General features: G+C 43.0%; 12 protein-coding genes and 1 other RNA gene. 2 read left to right on the forward strand and 11 right to left on the reverse strand.

Annotated features, from left to right (window positions below):
* A partial coding sequence (locus AAEZ02_RS03705) for an FtsX-like permease family protein (RefSeq protein WP_351122024.1) occupies nt 1–345 on the forward strand: 345 nt, incomplete at its 5' end.
* Nucleotides 346–664: 319 nt separating this feature from the next.
* On the opposite strand, the gene panP is transcribed toward AAEZ02_RS03705, so the two are convergent.
* From panP to AAEZ02_RS03745, 8 genes are all read right to left on the reverse strand, one after another.
* Entirely contained in the window at nt 665–2,305 is a 1,641-nt protein-coding gene (gene panP / locus AAEZ02_RS03710) for a pyridoxal-dependent aspartate 1-decarboxylase PanP (RefSeq protein WP_101030276.1), read from the reverse strand.
* Nucleotides 2,306–2,666: 361 nt separating this feature from the next.
* A complete protein-coding gene (locus AAEZ02_RS03715) occupies nt 2,667–3,836 on the reverse strand; it encodes a glycerate kinase family protein (protein WP_124013408.1) in 1,170 nt (389 codons plus the stop codon).
* A 20-nt stretch (nt 3,837–3,856) separates the two neighbouring features.
* Nucleotides 3,857–5,215 (reverse strand): GntP family permease, encoded by a 1,359-nt coding sequence (locus AAEZ02_RS03720; protein WP_101030278.1) that lies wholly within the window; start codon nt 5,213–5,215, stop codon nt 3,857–3,859.
* Nucleotides 5,216–5,345: 130 nt separating this feature from the next.
* On the reverse strand, nt 5,346–6,503 hold the full coding sequence (locus AAEZ02_RS03725) for a sugar diacid recognition domain-containing protein (RefSeq protein ID WP_101030279.1): 1,158 nt from the start codon (nt 6,501–6,503) through the stop codon (nt 5,346–5,348).
* Nucleotides 6,504–6,866: 363 nt separating this feature from the next.
* Nucleotides 6,867–8,954, reverse strand: coding sequence for an MtrB/PioB family decaheme-associated outer membrane protein (locus AAEZ02_RS03730; RefSeq protein WP_351122029.1), 2,088 nt, complete (start codon nt 8,952–8,954; stop codon nt 6,867–6,869).
* A gap of 12 nt (nt 8,955–8,966) precedes the next feature.
* Nucleotides 8,967–9,953 (reverse strand): DmsE family decaheme c-type cytochrome, encoded by a 987-nt coding sequence (locus AAEZ02_RS03735; RefSeq protein WP_124013405.1) that lies wholly within the window; start codon nt 9,951–9,953, stop codon nt 8,967–8,969.
* A gap of 96 nt (nt 9,954–10,049) precedes the next feature.
* Complete coding sequence (locus tag AAEZ02_RS03740; RefSeq protein ID WP_124013404.1) at nt 10,050–12,014, reverse strand: OmcA/MtrC family decaheme c-type cytochrome; 1,965 nt, start codon at nt 12,012–12,014, stop codon at nt 10,050–10,052.
* Nucleotides 12,015–12,301: 287 nt separating this feature from the next.
* The gene (locus tag AAEZ02_RS03745; RefSeq protein WP_351088642.1) at nt 12,302–14,476 is read right to left on the reverse strand and encodes an OmcA/MtrC family decaheme c-type cytochrome; all 2,175 of its coding nucleotides are present in this window, start codon (nt 14,474–14,476) and stop codon (nt 12,302–12,304) included.
* Between the two features lie 602 nt (nt 14,477–15,078).
* On the opposite strand from AAEZ02_RS03745, the gene ffs reads away from it, so the two are divergent.
* Nucleotides 15,079–15,176: signal recognition particle sRNA small type (gene ffs, locus AAEZ02_RS03750), an RNA gene on the forward strand.
* Nucleotides 15,177–15,379: 203 nt separating this feature from the next.
* On the opposite strand, the gene AAEZ02_RS03755 is transcribed toward ffs, so the two are convergent.
* The 3 genes from AAEZ02_RS03755 to AAEZ02_RS03765 all read right to left on the reverse strand — a co-directional run bounded on the left by AAEZ02_RS03755 (nt 15,380) and on the right by AAEZ02_RS03765 (nt 17,404).
* Nucleotides 15,380–15,685, reverse strand: a complete 306-nt coding sequence (locus AAEZ02_RS03755) for a late competence development ComFB family protein (RefSeq protein WP_124013402.1) — start codon at nt 15,683–15,685, stop codon at nt 15,380–15,382.
* Between the two features lie 109 nt (nt 15,686–15,794).
* A complete protein-coding gene (locus tag AAEZ02_RS03760) occupies nt 15,795–16,703 on the reverse strand; it encodes a histone deacetylase family protein (protein ID WP_164839465.1) in 909 nt (302 codons plus the stop codon).
* A gap of 2 nt (nt 16,704–16,705) precedes the next feature.
* Nucleotides 16,706–17,404, reverse strand: coding sequence for a DUF2057 domain-containing protein (locus AAEZ02_RS03765; RefSeq protein ID WP_124013400.1), 699 nt, complete (start codon nt 17,402–17,404; stop codon nt 16,706–16,708).
* Nucleotides 17,405–17,408 lie beyond the last annotated feature (4 nt).

Raw genomic sequence — 17,408 nt, forward strand, 5'->3', positions numbered from 1 at the left:
GTTGGCGGGATTGGGGTAATGAATATCATGCTGGTATCGGTAACAGAGCGAACGCGCGAAATAGGCATTCGTATGGCAGTAGGCGCGAGACAAACCGATATTATGCGTCAGTTTTTGATTGAAGCTGTATTGGTGTGTTTTTGTGGTGGTGCATTGGGCATCGGACTTGCTTATTTTATCGGCATGGTATTTACCTACATAGGTAGCAGCTATCAGATGATTTATTCGAATACGTCAATTATTGCCGCTTTTGCTTGCTCGACGTTAATCGGGGTTGTGTTTGGTTATCTACCCGCCCGAAACGCAGCTAAATTGAATCCGGTTGATGCACTTTCAAGAGACTAACGCCAAGTCAATATGTTCCTCTGTTACTGGCACTTTGAGGACTAGCTCGTACAGTCTAGAATATGTACAAGATCAACGATAGTTAATCACAAATAGTCAAACACGGGGTTAACCCTAACCCCGTTATTCACTTATGTTGTTTGTGAGCAATATTCTGCATAGCGTTAGCCGTGATAAAGGCATTCTCTAATCTTTTTAGACTGGATTAAGTTAATGAACTAACTCATTTCTGTCGAAATATGAGCTAGTTCATTAACCTTTATCATGTTCTTAGCAGATAAACATAAAGTTAAATAGACGCTATATAGATAAGCCCGGTCTATAAGGCGAGTAGTTGCGGTAAATATTCGCTGTCTAAAGCTGCAATTTCGACTTGTTCCGTCAATACGTCGTGTAAAATTTGATGGCTGGTTAGCGGGTTGGCCAGTACCACTCTAAATACTGTCGTTTGTTGGCGGAAGTATTTTGCCGGTTTAATCCGCGTCCGTGACACAAATGATTTGCCTTGTTCGCGTTGATACTTTTGAATAAATTGGGTTAATCCATCCAGTAGCTCGTTAATTTTTAGCACCAATTCGGTGTCATTGTTCGATATTGCCTTTGTCAGTATTGCTTGTACTGATTTTGGAACATAACGATAGGTCAGCAAACATAACTCAGGCGCCGTGACTAACTCAAAATCGACATGACGGTCGATGATTGAGGCAAAATAACGGGCTTTTTCTAGGCTATTATTAATGAGGATCTCATAACCATCTCTACCAATAATCTGTAGGCATGCATGTACTAGCATTGCCATACCAGGACGTGAGCCTTCAAGCGTATGACTGCCTAAATCTTTTGAACCTACTCGTAAGATATATTCAGCATGATGGACAATGGCGTTGGCCAGTTCAGGGTCTTTAAATAACACCATACCCGCACCCATAGGGACGTACATTTGTTTATGGGCGTCGATAGTGACGGAGTCTGCTAACTCAATGCCGTTAAGCAGGTGACGATATTTGTTGGATAATAAACTGGCGCCGCCCCATGCTGCATCAACATGGAAGTGACAATTTAATTCGCGGGACAAAGCGGCCAATTCTGTTAAGGGATCCACATTACCGGTTTCGGTCGTGCCGGCTACGCCCACAATAGCCATCACTTTAATATTCTGCTGTGCCAGTTTAGCCGCGGTCTCACGCATCGCGACAACATCGACCTTATGATGTTCATCCGTTGCGATGCTAATGATATTATCTCGGCCAATACCTAATAAGTCTGCGCTCTTACCCAAAGAATAATGCCCCCGATCGGACACTAAAATGGCAAGGTCATCATAGCCATAAAAGCGAAGTGCTTTAGTCATTCCTTCACGAGTAATGCCTTTAAATTCGCCGCTAGGTTGTAATAAGCGGTTTCGGGCAATCCACAGTGCGGTAATGTTAGCAACGGTGCCCCCTGAGCAAAATGCCCCGAGCGAATGATTAGCGCTGTGCATCCATTGATGATAAAAATCATCTGATTGTTGATACACCAAATGATGCATCATGCCTAATACTTGGCGCTCTAACGGAGTAAAAGCTTTTGATGTCTCGATTTTAACCAGATTTTGGTTCAGTCCCACCATGATCTTCGACAGCGGCAACACAAAATAAGGTAATGCTGAGGTCATATGACCAATAAAACTGGGCGCCGCGGTATGGACTGAATGCGCGACTAAATTTTGCATGATTTCGTCTGCATAATCAGAGACAAATTTAGGCTCGGAGGGGATCTGATAAGCGTTAAAATCGGTTTCAATTTCTGAAAGAGGCTTTTCCAGTGCGGCGATGCTGTTGCCTAAAAAACCAGCAAGGTCTTGTGACAATTTCTGCTCAATAATGCTCAACGTCGAGGTTGAAGCTTCAGGCGCGGTAAAAATGCGCAGTAAACTGTCTTCTGAAGCGCTTGCTTTACGGGGGATTTTCGAAGTCATTTTGCTTGCCGTAATGATGAAAACTCCATCCTGTTAGCGTTGACTGATGCTTTACGATTAACGCCGCACCTTCAGGATGAAATGAGGGTGCTAACTTTACTGTATGGCTGGTTCCGCTTCAAGTATTTATCGTGTTATTGCTGATGATTAAGTTCAATAAATTCCCGCAGCGTCTTAATTTTTGTGGTCGAATTCGGTTCGTGGTATACGTGTTTAAATCGCTAGGTAATGTGTGCCCCTTTAGTGACGCTGCGTTAATACCTTGCAAAGCCGCCGCAAAATGGTCAGTAGTCCCTAGGGTACAGCATGTTAGCATTACATATACGGCACAAACACCTGTGGGTATTTGTGCCGTATATGATTACTTTTTAGTAAATGAAAGCGATAAAATAGCAGCAATATTGCGGGCAGTATTAGTGAGATTAACTTGTGCTTCAGATAATACTTGTTCTAATGGTTGTAGCGCAGGGATGATCGGGAAAATAGCATGCATGCCTTGGGCTAAAATAGCATCTGCATTTGGGCCAAGACATCCGGAAATACCAATAACGGGAACATTTTGTTGCTTAGCGACATTCAATACTCCCATTGGGGTTTTACCAAATACTGTTTGACCGTCAATGCGGCCTTCACCCGTAATGACTAAGTCGGCATTGTGACAATATTGTGCCAGTTTAACGCTCTTAGTGACGATATCGACCCCAGGTTTTAAGGTTGCGTTTAAGATTGTCATTACGCCAAACCCCATGCCTCCAGCGGCGCCGGCACCTGGATGTAAGCGACAATGAGCATCAATGGATTGGCTCAGCTGTTGGGTTATGGTGTGTGCAAAATGGCTTAGCGCTAGGTCGAGTTGCTCAATCATCTCTGTTGTCGCCCCTTTTTGAGGACCAAAAATCGCACTAGCACCTCGAGGTCCGCATAACGGGTTATCGACATCACACGCGACTTCGATAACACAATCCTTAATAGCAGGATGGAGCAATTGAACATCTACATGATGCAATGTGGTCAGCGCAGCGCCTCCAAAAGGTAATGGCGTCATAGCTATATCGCTTAGTTTTACGCCTAAGGCTTGCATCATTCCTGCGCCAGCATCATTAGTCGCGCTGCCGCCAAGGCCAAGGATAATGTGCCTAATCCCACGGTTTAATGCATCGGCAATTAACTCACCCGTACCAAAACTGGTGGTCAACAACGGATTACGTTGGCTTAACGGCACATGGTGTAAACCAGAGGCGGCGGCCATTTCGATAATAGCGGTTTGGTTTCCAGTCTCGTTAAGTTGTCCTAACACGCCATAAAATGCGTTAACAGGTGATCCTAAAGGGCCTGTTACTGTTAGGTTAATAATTTGCCCTTGTGTGGCATCGACCATAGCTTGTACCGTGCCTTCACCGCCATCGGCCATTGGCACTTTACAATACTGTGCATCAGGGAAGATAAGCTTAAAGCCTTGTTCGATGGCATTGGCCACTTCAAGCGCGCTTAAGCTTTCTTTAAATGAATCAGGTGCAATAACGATTTTCATAGAAGGCTCTATTTAGTAAGTTACAGTAAAAATAAGCTTAGCAGGTAAACAGTGATCATCGCCGTGATCCCTTGGACCAAGGTTGCCATTGTTTGGGCTCGGTAAGCTTGCTTGACACTCATATGACTAAACTGAGTAACAACCCAGAAGAAACTGTCATTAGCATGAGATACGGTCATTGCGCCTGCACCAATGGCCATTACCGTGAGTACGCGGCCCATTTCGGAGGCTAAACCAATATCGCCTAATAATGGTGCCACTAATGCAGATGTTGCAACTAATGCGACAGTGGATGAACCTTGCGCTGATTTGAGTGCGGCAGCAACGATAAAGGGCATAAAAATACCGACGCCCAAAGCCGATAAACTGCTGCCTAAAAAAGCACCAATTTCAGTGGCTTTTAATACTGCGCCAAATGCACCGCCAGCACCGGTGATCAATAAAATAGGCGCGGATACCACTAAGCCTTGGCTAATACGTTCGCTAAATTCTTTGATTTTCTGGTTACTCTTTAGCAGAGGTAAAGATAAAAATAAGCCAATCATTAAGGCGTTAACAGGTTGTCCTAAAAAGACTAATAAATTAAATAACCCCTGTTCATCAAGCGGTTTTGAAGGGAAGTTAGCCACTGTTCCTAAACAGATAAAAATAATAGGCACAAAAATAGGCGCAAATGCTTTGAGGGGGCTGGGTAATTCGCCGTATGTCTGCTTCAGATCGTCAAAGTCTGGTAGTTGTGCATTAAGTTCTTCAGCACCTTCGCCGTCAGGTTGTTCGTTGGCAAAACGGTTAGCCCATAGCATACCTGCAAAAGCGGCTATAGCAGCAACAAACACACCGACAGCAATGACCAGTCCTAGTTGTGACTCAAGCCCTAGATTGCCCGCCGCTGCGATAGGACCCGGGGTAGGTGGCACAAAGGTGTGAGTGGCATATAATCCCGTTGCTAGCGCGACACTCATGGCTACTTGCGACACTTTCATCCGGTTAGCCATCGATTGTTTCAATGAATTTAAAATAACAAAACCAGAATCACAGAAAACCGGGATCGACACCAAATAACCAATCATTGACATGGTTAGGGTTGGAAAGCGCTGGCCAAACAGTTTAATGACAACATCTGCCATGGTAATTGCCGCGCCGCTTTTTTCGAGAATAGTACCAATAATGGTACCTAATACAATAACTAATCCGATATAGCCTAAAATGCCACCAAAACCGCCAGTGATGGTTTTCGCTATTTCATTGCTGGGTAAGCCATAGGCAAACGCCGTTAAAAACGACGCTAAAATAAGGGTTAAAAAAGGGTGTAGTTTGAATGTAGAAGTGGCGATGACGATGAACGCAATCACGCCGAGTAAGATCAATATTAGTCCCATAGAATACTCGTTATTTATTTTTATTAGAATGGTTTAGTGACCCATCATAGTAGACTATTACCGATAAATTACTTTATTCATCCGCACTGATAAATGCATTATAAGAGACATTTTTTGTGCTAATGCACAGTTAAGTGTTGGGCTGATGGATGAGCTGACCTAAATAGAGACTCAGTAATCCATTAAAACTGTGTAAATCGATATTGGTGATGGTTTGAATTTTATCTAATCGATAACGTAATGTATTTCGATGTATAAACAAACTGTTAGCACAGGTTTGTATGTCACCCATATGTTCAAGATAAGCGGTGAGTGTTTTTTGTAATTGTTGATTCTTGTCCACTTCAATGAGTTTCAGGTAGGGTCCGGCAAGCGCATTACCTCGCCAGTGTTGACGTAAGCCTGATAAAAGCACCTGTAAGCTGTAATCCTGGTATAAATATTTACTTTTTGTTGGGTGTAATTTTTTGCCAATATCCATGGTTTCTTTGGCGGTGCGGTAAGAGTAACTGATGCCTAAATCACCATTGAAATAATGGCCCAATGAAATATGTAGGCTCAATTGCATGTTTGCTGGCAAGCGTTTGAGTAATTTGTTGATGCGTTGATTTTCAAGTTCAGGGTCAAATTGTTTACCGTCTAAAAACGCGGGTTTTAAAATAACTAATTGGGTTAACGAAGTCATCGCAATTAAATTATCTCGTACAGGATGCTGTAATAAAGACAGTACTTGTTTTAACGCTTGATTATCTTGTTGGTACATGGGGTTATTACTGTCGAGTTCGATGATAGCGGCCACTCGAGGTAAGCTCAAATCGATACCTAATTGTAATGCCCATTGCTTTAATGAAGGTAAGTCTTGTTCGGTGGCATGAATAAGCTGTGAAATAAACTCTTCTTTTTGACGATTTTGCCATTGTAGTTGTTCTTGCAAATTAGCTTGCTCGACAATCATTTCAGCGGTCATTTTAAGCAGCTCGCCATAATGACTTAATGTGCCTGGTTCGCCCGTAATACCGATAACGCCGACAACTTGACCTTGATAATGCAATGGTAAATTAAGTCCAGGTTTTACCCCTTGTAGATTTGAGGCAATAGTTTGACTGATCTCAACGTTGCGATTTTGGCTGATAGCCAATAATGCGCCCTCATGTACGGTGCCAATTCGATCGACTTCGCCCGAACCCAATATAACAGCTTGAGCATTCATGACATTGATATTATGGCCAATAATTTTCATGGTCCGGTTGACAATTTTAGCCGCAACTTGGGTATCAATCTGAAACATGAAGTTCTCTAAGCAATAAATATCAGTACTGAATGATACCTGATGTTGGTCAGGTATTGGGAGGCTGTTAACCCACAAATGTGTTCAAAAAGTAAAAAGAAGGGCGCATCTTGTGAGATAAAGGCGAGGTAATAGAGATGAAGAACAAGAAAGATAAACATTAGTTTGCCCAAACTCAATCTCAAGCCATGCACCTTGTTAGTGCAATGTTAGCAAAGGCCTGGTGGCAAGTTTTTATTCAATCAAGTATTCGCGAACATTTTCCCATCCATGGATTATCTGAAGTGATATAAAAACGCCAACCTGGATAAGGTTGGCGTAATGTGCAGTGTGAGTGAACCCGTTATAGGACGGTTATTTCACTTACAGAGTATAACGGACGTTAAGCATAATCATGTGTGCAGTATAATCATGCTGTAAGTTGCCTAAACTCATCACGTTCCAAATGGTATCAGGTTCGATATCATTGGCATCGTCATTATCAAGGTACTTTTCCATTTTGTAGTCTATGCGTAAGGACATTTTGTCTGTCGCTTGATATTGTGCATAGACATTAATGTTATGTACTTTGGCAAAATAGTCACCGTAGTCACCACTAACACCTTGTCTGACTTGGGTAGTACTGTCTGAGTCAGAGTAGGTATAATCTAATCCTAGGCGTAAACGACTATCCATTAAATTATTGTAACTTAAGCCAGCACCAACGACATCGACCGTGTCTTCAATATCGGCTTGCCAAGTGGCGATACTAACATTAGCACTACCAGATTGAGCTGATTTTATGATTTGATGGTTATAAAATGTATTTATATTAATATCATTATTAATCATGTAGTTAATATTAATATCGTAGTTAGTGTCTTTTGATTCAGTTAAGCCAATTTGAGTGTCGGTATAGTCATCAAACGCGTAGCGAACACCAAAATCTATGTTCAAGTTATCCATAGGTGTGTGGTTGATGCGTGCTTCAACTTGGGTGCGGTCGCGGTCGGCAATGTAATAGCGGCGTAGCAGTGGATTTTGCTCTGCCGATGACGATTCAGATGCTAGATATTCAGAACCATCTCTTTTGCTGAAACTACCTTTAAGCCACATATCCCACATATCAAAACTATTAAGGCGTAAACGCGCCCAAACGTTATTGTCGTCAGTGGTTTCTCTGCCTTGATTACTGCGCTCGTCTCGTCTGAAGTCATAACCTGCATCAAGCTTAATATCATGACTAATACGATAGTCGGTTGATAATTTGGCTCGATGGGAAGTGTGATCATAAGGGGTGTTGTACACCACTTTGCCGGTTACATCGTTAATACTAATTTGGGTCCATTGCTCAATTTGGGTATTGTTTTCTCTGTCGTTATAATCATAACTGCCAGTCAGACGCCATGCACGACTCAGTTTGGTTACCGCTTTCAATGTCATGCCGGCGATGTCGACTTTGGCATCAATACTGTCAGCTGGTAATGAATAGCTATAACCTAAGCTGGTTAATTGCTGATCTTGGGTCATTTGGCCTAAGCGTAAGCGACCACTCAAGCTAGTGATGGAATCGTTATATTGGCCCATTAGTGAAATAGTATGGGCTTCGTTATCGGGGTCGAGTGCAATGTAACCTCGGGTTTGAGCCCCAAAAGTGGGATTAAAGGCACTGTCAAAGCCAAGCTGTTGGTGGTTATTACTAAACACAGAACCACTGTAGTTTAAGCTGGTAAACCAATTATCACCGCGCAGTTTAATCCCGGCGTTTAAGATGTCTGTGGTGTAATCAACCGGCTCTGCCAGCATCATAGATTGATTGAAGAAACTGCCTGAAGCAATTTTGGTTCCAGTTTTCTCTTCGCGCTGAAAATTGACGTAGGTCGTGAATAATGATTCGGTTTGATATTCAAAGCCTATACTAGCCAGTTCACGTTTTAGTGACAGTTCAAATGGGGTTAAACTGTTATATAACATTGGCATGTCTGAACTTGCACCCGCGGTTACCCAATCACCCGCTAGTGTCAGGTTATCGCTGCCGATATTTTGATAAGGGCTCAATGCATTGTTGCTTTGATAAGTTGCAATGGATCGATAGCCTAGATTGAGGCGATATAATCCAAGTTTACCGGCATCAATCTCCATTCGACCGTTGTCCATGCCCATGTTATTTGCGACAACTTTTGCTTGGTAGCCATTGTCACCTTGATACTTTATATCGGCATCAACTTTACCCGCGGTTTGATTGCTGCTATTAAATGCATTGGCTGATTGAATATCGTCTTCACTGTTGTAACCAATACCAACACCGACAGTTCCTGTGGTACCTGTTTCGACAGCACAAGCCTTACAATTCCAAGCATCATATTTAATATTGTCGGTTTTAGCATTTGCTAGGCCATAACCATCAGCCATAAGGCTAAAGCTGGTGCTAGTGAGTAACGCTAAGGTGATGATGTTTAATTTAGTGTTCATAATATTAGCTCCTTAGCGCTGCAGTAACTTACCAGACGGATGGTTTGAACCATGTACTTGGCTGTGACAATTCAAGCAGCTACGCCCGCCAGTAAAGGCATTACCATTTACCGTTGAGCCCATGTCGGTGTTGCCTAGATAAGCATTGCTTGTATGATTGTCACTCGCATGACATTGCTGGCACAGTTGTGGCGCGCGAGTTTTGAGCATGGCGTCGTTTACCGAACCGTGAGGATTATGGCAATTGACGCAATTTTCGGTGACGGGTGCATGCTCCCACAGCTTTGGGCCGCGTTTCTCTGCGTGACATGAATAACAGGTTTCATTCACCGTGGGTTGAACAAGGTCTGCGTCACTCATACTGCCATGGGCGTTATGACAGTCGCTACAGGTCATTTGATTCCATTTCATTGGATGACTTGAACGCTTATTCATGTCGGCTTTTTGTCTGGTGTGACAACTGGTACACACTTCCACTTCAGTTTGCTTTGACAATATAGGGTCGTGTTCAGCGTGCACGCTATGACAAGATGCACATGCCACATCAGCATTGGCGTGATGGCTACTGTCCCATGCAACACGTTCGTCGTCGAGGTGACAACTCATGCACACACTGTTTTGCTTATCTGCGGCGAGTGTAGACGTTGGGCCAAACGTAATCATAGGCTCTTTACCACCCCGATTATGTGATCCTAATGGACCGTGACAAGCTTCGCACTGTAATCCTGCCATTGGACTTTTTGAAGAGTCAATTGAGCCGTGCGCACCCTTAAAGATGGCCATGACTTTTTCTGATCTTTTATGACACATTAAGCAAGTGTCAGCGCCTTTAGTTGAGTATTTTCCTTCGGCGAATTTTTTATCTAACGTGGCTTCAACTTCGGCCGGCGTCATGTTGGCATCCCATTTTGCTGCCTGTACAGGATTCGACACCAACAGCGACGCGGTGAGGCAGAGTAGGGCTAAAAATATTGTATTAATTTGATGTGTGGTCTTCATAAGTAGACTTCCTAATTTGTCCATTTAAATGGTCATTGGTTAATAACATAAGTCATAACATGAGAGAGAAGCAGGGCTTCTCTCTCAATGAACAAATTAAAGTTTCACTTGTGTGTGGTTTTCAATGGTGGGTGCATGGCAGTAGAAACAGGTTTCTAACTGCGCAGCATCATTGGCTTCTTGATAGCTACCATTAACAATTGCGCCACCTTGGAGCTCAACGTGTTGTTTAATCTCGTCAAAGCCATGACATGAGGCACATGTCGCCGTGATAGGGGTGGTATAAAGGCCTGCAGATGTGGCTAGTGCACCTTTAACTCTGAATGCATCAAGGTTAAAGTCATTGTGACACTGGGTACAGTCTTTGATAATGCCTTGCTCGCCATGAACACTGTGCAATTTCATTTCAATCGCACCTTGATTAGCACCGGAAGCATAAGTGCCGTCAGGTGTGTGACAAACCACACAAGCATCCAAACCGACAGTGACTTCGCCATTAAGCTCGCGAGCTAATTGTTCGGTCATCACAAAGCCTGCATGGTGACCTTTATGCAACTCAAAGGTGTCGCCATGACAATTATCACACGAGCCAAAATTGACCGAGTCAATGTGACGATAGCTCGGTGCGTTGCCAGAGAAAGTACCTACTGTGAGCTCAGCTTTCATGCTGGTGGTCGCTACGCCGTCAGCGCAATCGATGGCTTGGATACCGTCGTTACACATTTCAAGACCAATAAAGCTAAAGGCGGTATCTGTGTCGCCTGCGCCAAATGGCAGTGATGCAATGTTATAGACCAAGTTACCTGATTCAATCACTACATCAGTTTGTAACAGACCCGCTGTGATAAAGTCTTTACTGATTTTGGCTAAGCCACTACCTGGGCTAGCTTTATATCCCATAATTGGGAAGTTAGGCCCAACGTTAGTGTTTGTTTCAAGACGTTGAATTTTACTGACTAAGCTTGAGGCGTCAATGGCCGTACCGTTGGCATCTAAAATGGTTACCGATAAGGTTGCTGATTTGTCATCAGGGCTGGTTTTATTAGCAGTCAATGTGGCTGTCATGCCATATAAATCGATGAATGCTTTTTTCTGAGTATAAGCCGTAGTGTGTAACTCTTCTGTCCAGTTAGCATTATGGCACGCAACACAATTTGAATTATCAACTTGTTGTGAGTGACCTTGACCGGTTTTAAAGTCAATATCGGTATGACAACTTGAACAGGTTTCCATGGTAGGAATGCGAGTCCAGTTACTTGATTCGCTAAGTTGTTCAGAGTCGACATGACAAGTGGTGCAATTATCTTGCACTATGGCATGTGCTGTTTCAGCACTCTTGTCCATGTTGCGACCATACATTTTGGCATTGTTGTGAACATTATGGATCAAATGACTAAACTCATCTTGAACCTTGTCTTTTTCAATGGCCAGTTCGTTGGTATGGCATGATGTACAGGTTTCTAAATCAGTGTAGCTATGATAAATGCTTTCACCCTTTGCATGGCAGGTATTACAAGTGGCTCCGCTAACAATGTTTTTGGTGTATTTAGCTTCGAAGCCTTCACCGTCAAAATCTTCGCTGATTTCAGTGCGCGGCACACCGGTAACGCCATCTTGCAAGGTGGATGCACTTGCAATGATGTTATAGCGCTGTGTCAGCTCTGGATTAAAGCCTTCAACATTGACATTAAAGCTATAATTTCCATTACCATGATCGGTAAAGGTTTTTTCTGAACCAATAAATTGCCATTGGGCTGAATTACCCGCGCCACTTGCGCCAACAGGAATGAGCTGAACGACTTTTTTAACTTCAAAGTCTTTAAGGCCAGCTACTGGGAGGTCTTGTTCATTTGTCGCAAAGACTTCAATCGTCGGTTTGCCGTCTTGATAAGTGACTTTGGTAATATCTAAGTTCAGCGTGTTAATCGCTGCAGCCGGCTCGCCACTAGGGTTGCCTGGATTACCTGCTTCACCATCATCGCCTCCGCCACAACCTACCATTGTCATTGATGCTGACATAGCAAGTAATAATGCCATTTTTGTGTATTTTTTATTCATCATGTTTTCCCTGCAAAGGTCATCCGTCTAACTTACTGGCAGTATGTTCTGCAATTATCTTATTCAGTTAAGTTGACGTTGGAATTAATTTTCCCAACACTAAGATTACGTTACAAACCGCTACTCGTCTTTAAAGCGAACGTAATTGTGTGATGGCGATCAGCCTATTAATAAAGAGGTATATAAAATACGGAGTTTATTGAGGATTATTGTTGGTACAAAAAAAAAGACCTTAGTCATACACTAAGGTCTTTGGAACATAAAACGATAATTCTATTTACATTTTAGGGTTAAAAACCGTGTGTTTTAGTGACGCGATCTACTGTATGACAGGTTGAGCATATTTCAGATGCACGATTATGAACATCGCCTTCACTGATCCCATCAATAATACCGCCATTTATCTCAATATGAGACTCGGCGGCGTCAGTAAGATACTTTTGGTGACAACTTAAGCACGCTCCAGTATCTGATGACACCCAAATATCGGCACCCGTTTCGAGGTCGCCATATCGCCACACTCTGTCAGTGGCTCTACCAAGTTCGATCCCATCTGCAGTATGGCAGGTTTTACAGTCGCTTTTTAACACAGTGCCAGACTTAACCCCAGCATACTTGAGGTAATGGCCTTCAGCTTCGTGCGCTTTAAAGGCAAAACTGGTTGATTTTTTGCCACCAGGGTAAGTGTCATCACTCCTAAGAATCTTATCAGCGGTATGACAGGTTTGGCAATTGACACCATTGTCATAGTGATACACTTCTTGGTTATGGCAACCTTGACAGCTTGCAGTGTTGATAATATTTCGACGCGAGGCTATGGCCTGACTATCATCTACAGCGCTTGCTGCCATGACAAAATGATATGGGCTACTTTTGATTTCCACTGTTTGGACATCATCAGTACTGCACGCGGTCAATTTCACTTCAGGTCTACCGTAACCACCATGGTTATAACAGGCTTTAACCGCAGACCATAGTTCAAAGGTTTTGCCGACGTAATCGGTTGGTAAGGAGACACTATCCCAAACCAGGGTCCAGCTATTGTCTGTGTTGGCGGTACCTTGACTCAACCTAAGACGACGATCATCGTAACTGGCATCGCTATAAGCAGGATAGTTTTTGTCACTGTCCCACGCCATCACCACTCGGCCGCTTTGGTCGATAAACTCAGCCGGGATGACCTGGCCACTTGCGTCAGTAAAGCTGACGTTAGTGCTGAACTTGTTGTCAGCAGTCACAGTAATATCGCTAAAGACCACTTTCATGGTTTGGGTTTCGTTATAAGCTTTCATGACATCGCCATGAGCTTCTTTTGCACTGCGACCATAGCCTTCTTCAACATGGCATGAAGTACAATTTGTGCCGGCACCAACATGGTGCTGAGTCGCTAACTCTGTGTGGCATGCAATACAAGCGGTATCACTTTTATTGGCATTAAACAGCGCGGCATCTTTGGGAGCGTTTGCGCCCTCTACGTGACATGCACTGCAATCCGCAGCGGGTTTTTGCGGGTACATCACGTTACCGTAATTGTGTAATCCGCCGCCATAACCAATCACTTTGTATGGTGCTGCTACATCGCCATCGGCAGTACTGGTTACGCGATCTTGGCCCTTATGAATGGCATGGATCATATAGGTGAAATCGACACTGTTACCGGTTTCAGGATCGCCCGATGTTGCCGTATGACAAGAAGCACAGTTTTCAAGATCGATTCGACGACCGCCATGTAATGCTAAGCTTTCTGGTTGATGGCATGTATAACAAGCTTCAATCGATACCACATCACGTGACGTAATACCTTCGGTTAAGCCGCTTGAAGGTTGAAAGTCGTAATGGGCATTTGCAGTGATTAATGGCTGCTTTAATTCTAAGGTAATACGTTGAGTGTCATCAGCTTGGTAAGTAATACTAATTGGCTCAGTTACTTGAGCAATATTAGTTTGAAAAGTGTATGAGTAAGAGCCATCTTGATTATCGACTAAACAGTCAGCACATTTTGATGCTGCCTCAACCTCAGCCTGATATTGATCCGATGGGGAAATATTGGTTTCACCATCAGGGATCCAACTGGCATTAGCTTGCTTTGTTGTATTGATATAAGACTGCCATTGATAGCCGCGGTCGACTTCAACCTTAGCACCATCAGCACCGACCATTTCCTGTACAGGAGTTAATTGAGCCATGCCAAAACGAAGATCGTGATCTTTTGTTAACCCTAATACCGCAACCCCATTGGCATTTCTAAGGGTAAAGGCAACATTGACTTTTCCATCGACGACAGTGGCGTCGGTAAATGTAGCGTCTAACGTTGATGTTGCATCAATATTGACACCGATAATACCATCTGGACCATCTTCGCCATTGTTACCATCACTGCCTCCACAACCCGATAGCGCTAAAGCTATAAGCCCTGCACTCAATACCGCTTTTGCAGCGGGACTAACTATTCTTGTCTTCATCATGTATTCCCTGCATTTTTTTGTTATCTCGCATGTCACTATCAGATAGATGTGTGCGGATTTTATTTCAATCTTATGTTAGCTAACCTTAACTACTTACTCATTGAATTATGTGTAGAGTTGTGACTAAGATCTGACTATTCCTTTGTGAGTAACGTGGCTTGATAAGAATTAAGTCGGTATTGAGACACAAAGTGACATCATGCCTAAAATCCTAATGTGCGCGGTTGACTCACTTGTGTATAAGTTATTGGGTGTTCGTTTTGGCTAAGTAACCGCAGATAGGAATGAAAAACCATTATCAAAAAATGATTATCAAAAAACATTGTCCTGCTAACGCCCTGACATTCAACTGTAAAATACCGGCTATTGATGTGTTAATTCGCTCTATTAGCAAACAATCAGGCAAGTTTGATATAAAATATTTTGTCCTTTACCTATTTACCTCCGCTATTATCTCTGGTTGAGGTTAAGTATTGTGCAGTTAGGTGGAGGATTGAGAACTAATTAAGATAAAGGCTTGATCAAGCCAATAGGTTAGGGGATAATCTCCCCGTTCTGAGACATAAGCTTTATATTTTATGATCCAGAAGTCAATGGTGACCCTAGGGTCCCCCCGCAACGATAACTTGTGAACTCGGCCAGACCTGGAAGGGAGCAACCGCAGCAAGTGACTCGTGTGCCGGGGTGTCGGCTCTAGGGGAGCCTCCAATACTCCCCGTGTCATTTTTCACCAAATCACCAAATCACCAAATCGTTCAAACGTTAATACTCGTAATCTGCTATTTATAAATCCTTTGATTAAACGAATGATGCCCATATTGGGTCTAACGAATAATTATAGTTATTAAGTATTGATTATTTTATGATTAATGCTCAGTTCTACATCGATTAATACATGTTAGATTATTGTGGCTGTTCGCCCGCGAGTGCTGCGGCTTCTTCTTTTAAACGTTTTTGCAAATTCATTTTGAGGAATTGCCTTGACCGTTCGAGTGCTTCACTTATTTCGGTTTTCATCTGCTGTAGTTCTTGATAATTTTCGAAGAAATACGTATCAACTAAATGGCGAATGTACCTAACGGGTAATTGATTCAATGTGACACAGCATAAGTCTGCCAAGTACTCTTCTGGCAATTCTTCCATTAAGCCTTCATCTCTGAGTATTTCCATTAATAGAACTTCATAATAGTTTCGGATCTCTAATTGCATTATTACGCTCCATTGAGACGGTTTGATGTATCGACATGAGTGTTAATGTCGAGAGTATTGAGGTTAACTCTGTGGTGCATTTTTTGATTGGCACGGCTTAATGCAGTCGTCACCATGATTCATTTGCAGCAATTAATAATTGGCTATGGCGATGAGTTAATTCTGCCTCATTACGACTATAGCCTCCCCCTATGACCGCTGCAAGAGGGATGTTATGCATTTTTGCTATTGATATTACCTGTTTATCTCGAGCGAGAATACCTTGGTTTGAAATAGCAAAATATCCGAGGTCATCATGTTGATGGATATCGACTCCCGCATCATAGATGATCAGATCTGGCTGATGGAGACGGATCAAGTAAGGTAATATTTGTTGAATGTGTTCAAGATAGCGTTTATCGGTACAGCCTTTATCGAGATCGATATCGTGGTCAGATTGCTGTTTTCGGGACGGGAAATTTTGAGCACAGTGGATCGAGCAACTAATGATGTCTGGGCAGCCTTGAGTGAGGGTCGCCGTTCCATCGCCTTGATGAACATCGCAATCAAAAATGAGTACTTTATCTATTTTTCCTGAGTCAATGGCTAATCTAGCTGCGATAACCAAGTCATTGAAAATGCAAAAGCCACTACCATAATTATAGTGAGCATGATGATAACCACCGGTTAAATGAATTGCTATTCCATGTTCAAGCGCTAAGTCGGTACACAAACGGGTACCATTTACCGCGTGTAAAGTACGGGTGACTAATGCTGTACTCCACGGGAAACCAATGCGCCTTTGGGCTTTGTGATCTAAGGTGCCATTGATAAATTGTTCTACATACTGCGGGCAATGTACGCGAAAAAGGGCCTCTTTGGTCATTGGCATCGGAGTATGACGACATTGCTCAATCAACAAGTGATGTTTGAGCGCATGCTGGTATAAATTATGATATTTGGTCGTTGGAAAACGATGGGTACTAGGCAACGCCAGCTGTGAATAGCTGGCGTGATATACAAAAGGGATAGACATCAAGATTAGAGTTGTTTGATTGCCCAGCCCATAAATTCTTTCCGCGTTTTATCATCGGCTTGTAACCACCAATACTGCAGCATTTGTTCGGCTTTTGCCGGACTCGGTTTCTGAGCCGTTGCTGCCGGTACTGGAGTGACATCGGGGGCGCTCATCGTCGCTGTTGCAACGTCTGCGATTACCGGTAATGTTTGTACCGATTGGCTAGCGTTACTCGTTGCTGAAGCCGATAAGGTTTCAATATCATGTTGTTTTTTACTTTGAAACAGACTCGTCATAAATGATTCGTCAGTAAAATCGGTCTGTTTGACACTGTAAGTAACCGACCCATTGTCTTGACGAGTAATGCTAATTTGTGGTTTTTTTGCGAACGCTTTTGGATTTTTGATCACCTTGCCTTCAGCAGCCTGCAACTGGTATTGATGATCGCCATCCACCATTAACGTTAAAATTAAAGGCGTTGATTTTACAAAGGTTTGGCTATCACTAAAGGAATCATCAACCACATCATAATAACGAATAGCAATTTTATGGGTGCCATTGGTTAACGCTAAATCTGATTGGTGGTTGAACATACTGGTTTCAACCTCTGTACCATCAAGCGCTAGATACTCAAAAGACATGGGAATAGTCAAATTAGCGGCTAGAACAGATGATGACGATAACAATGCCAAAAGCGCACTAGTGGTAAATAAAGATTTCATTGTT

The organism is Shewanella sp. T24-MNA-CIBAN-0130 (assembly GCF_040310185.1).
In the GTDB taxonomy this organism is placed as follows: domain Bacteria; phylum Pseudomonadota; class Gammaproteobacteria; order Enterobacterales; family Shewanellaceae; genus Shewanella; species Shewanella psychromarinicola.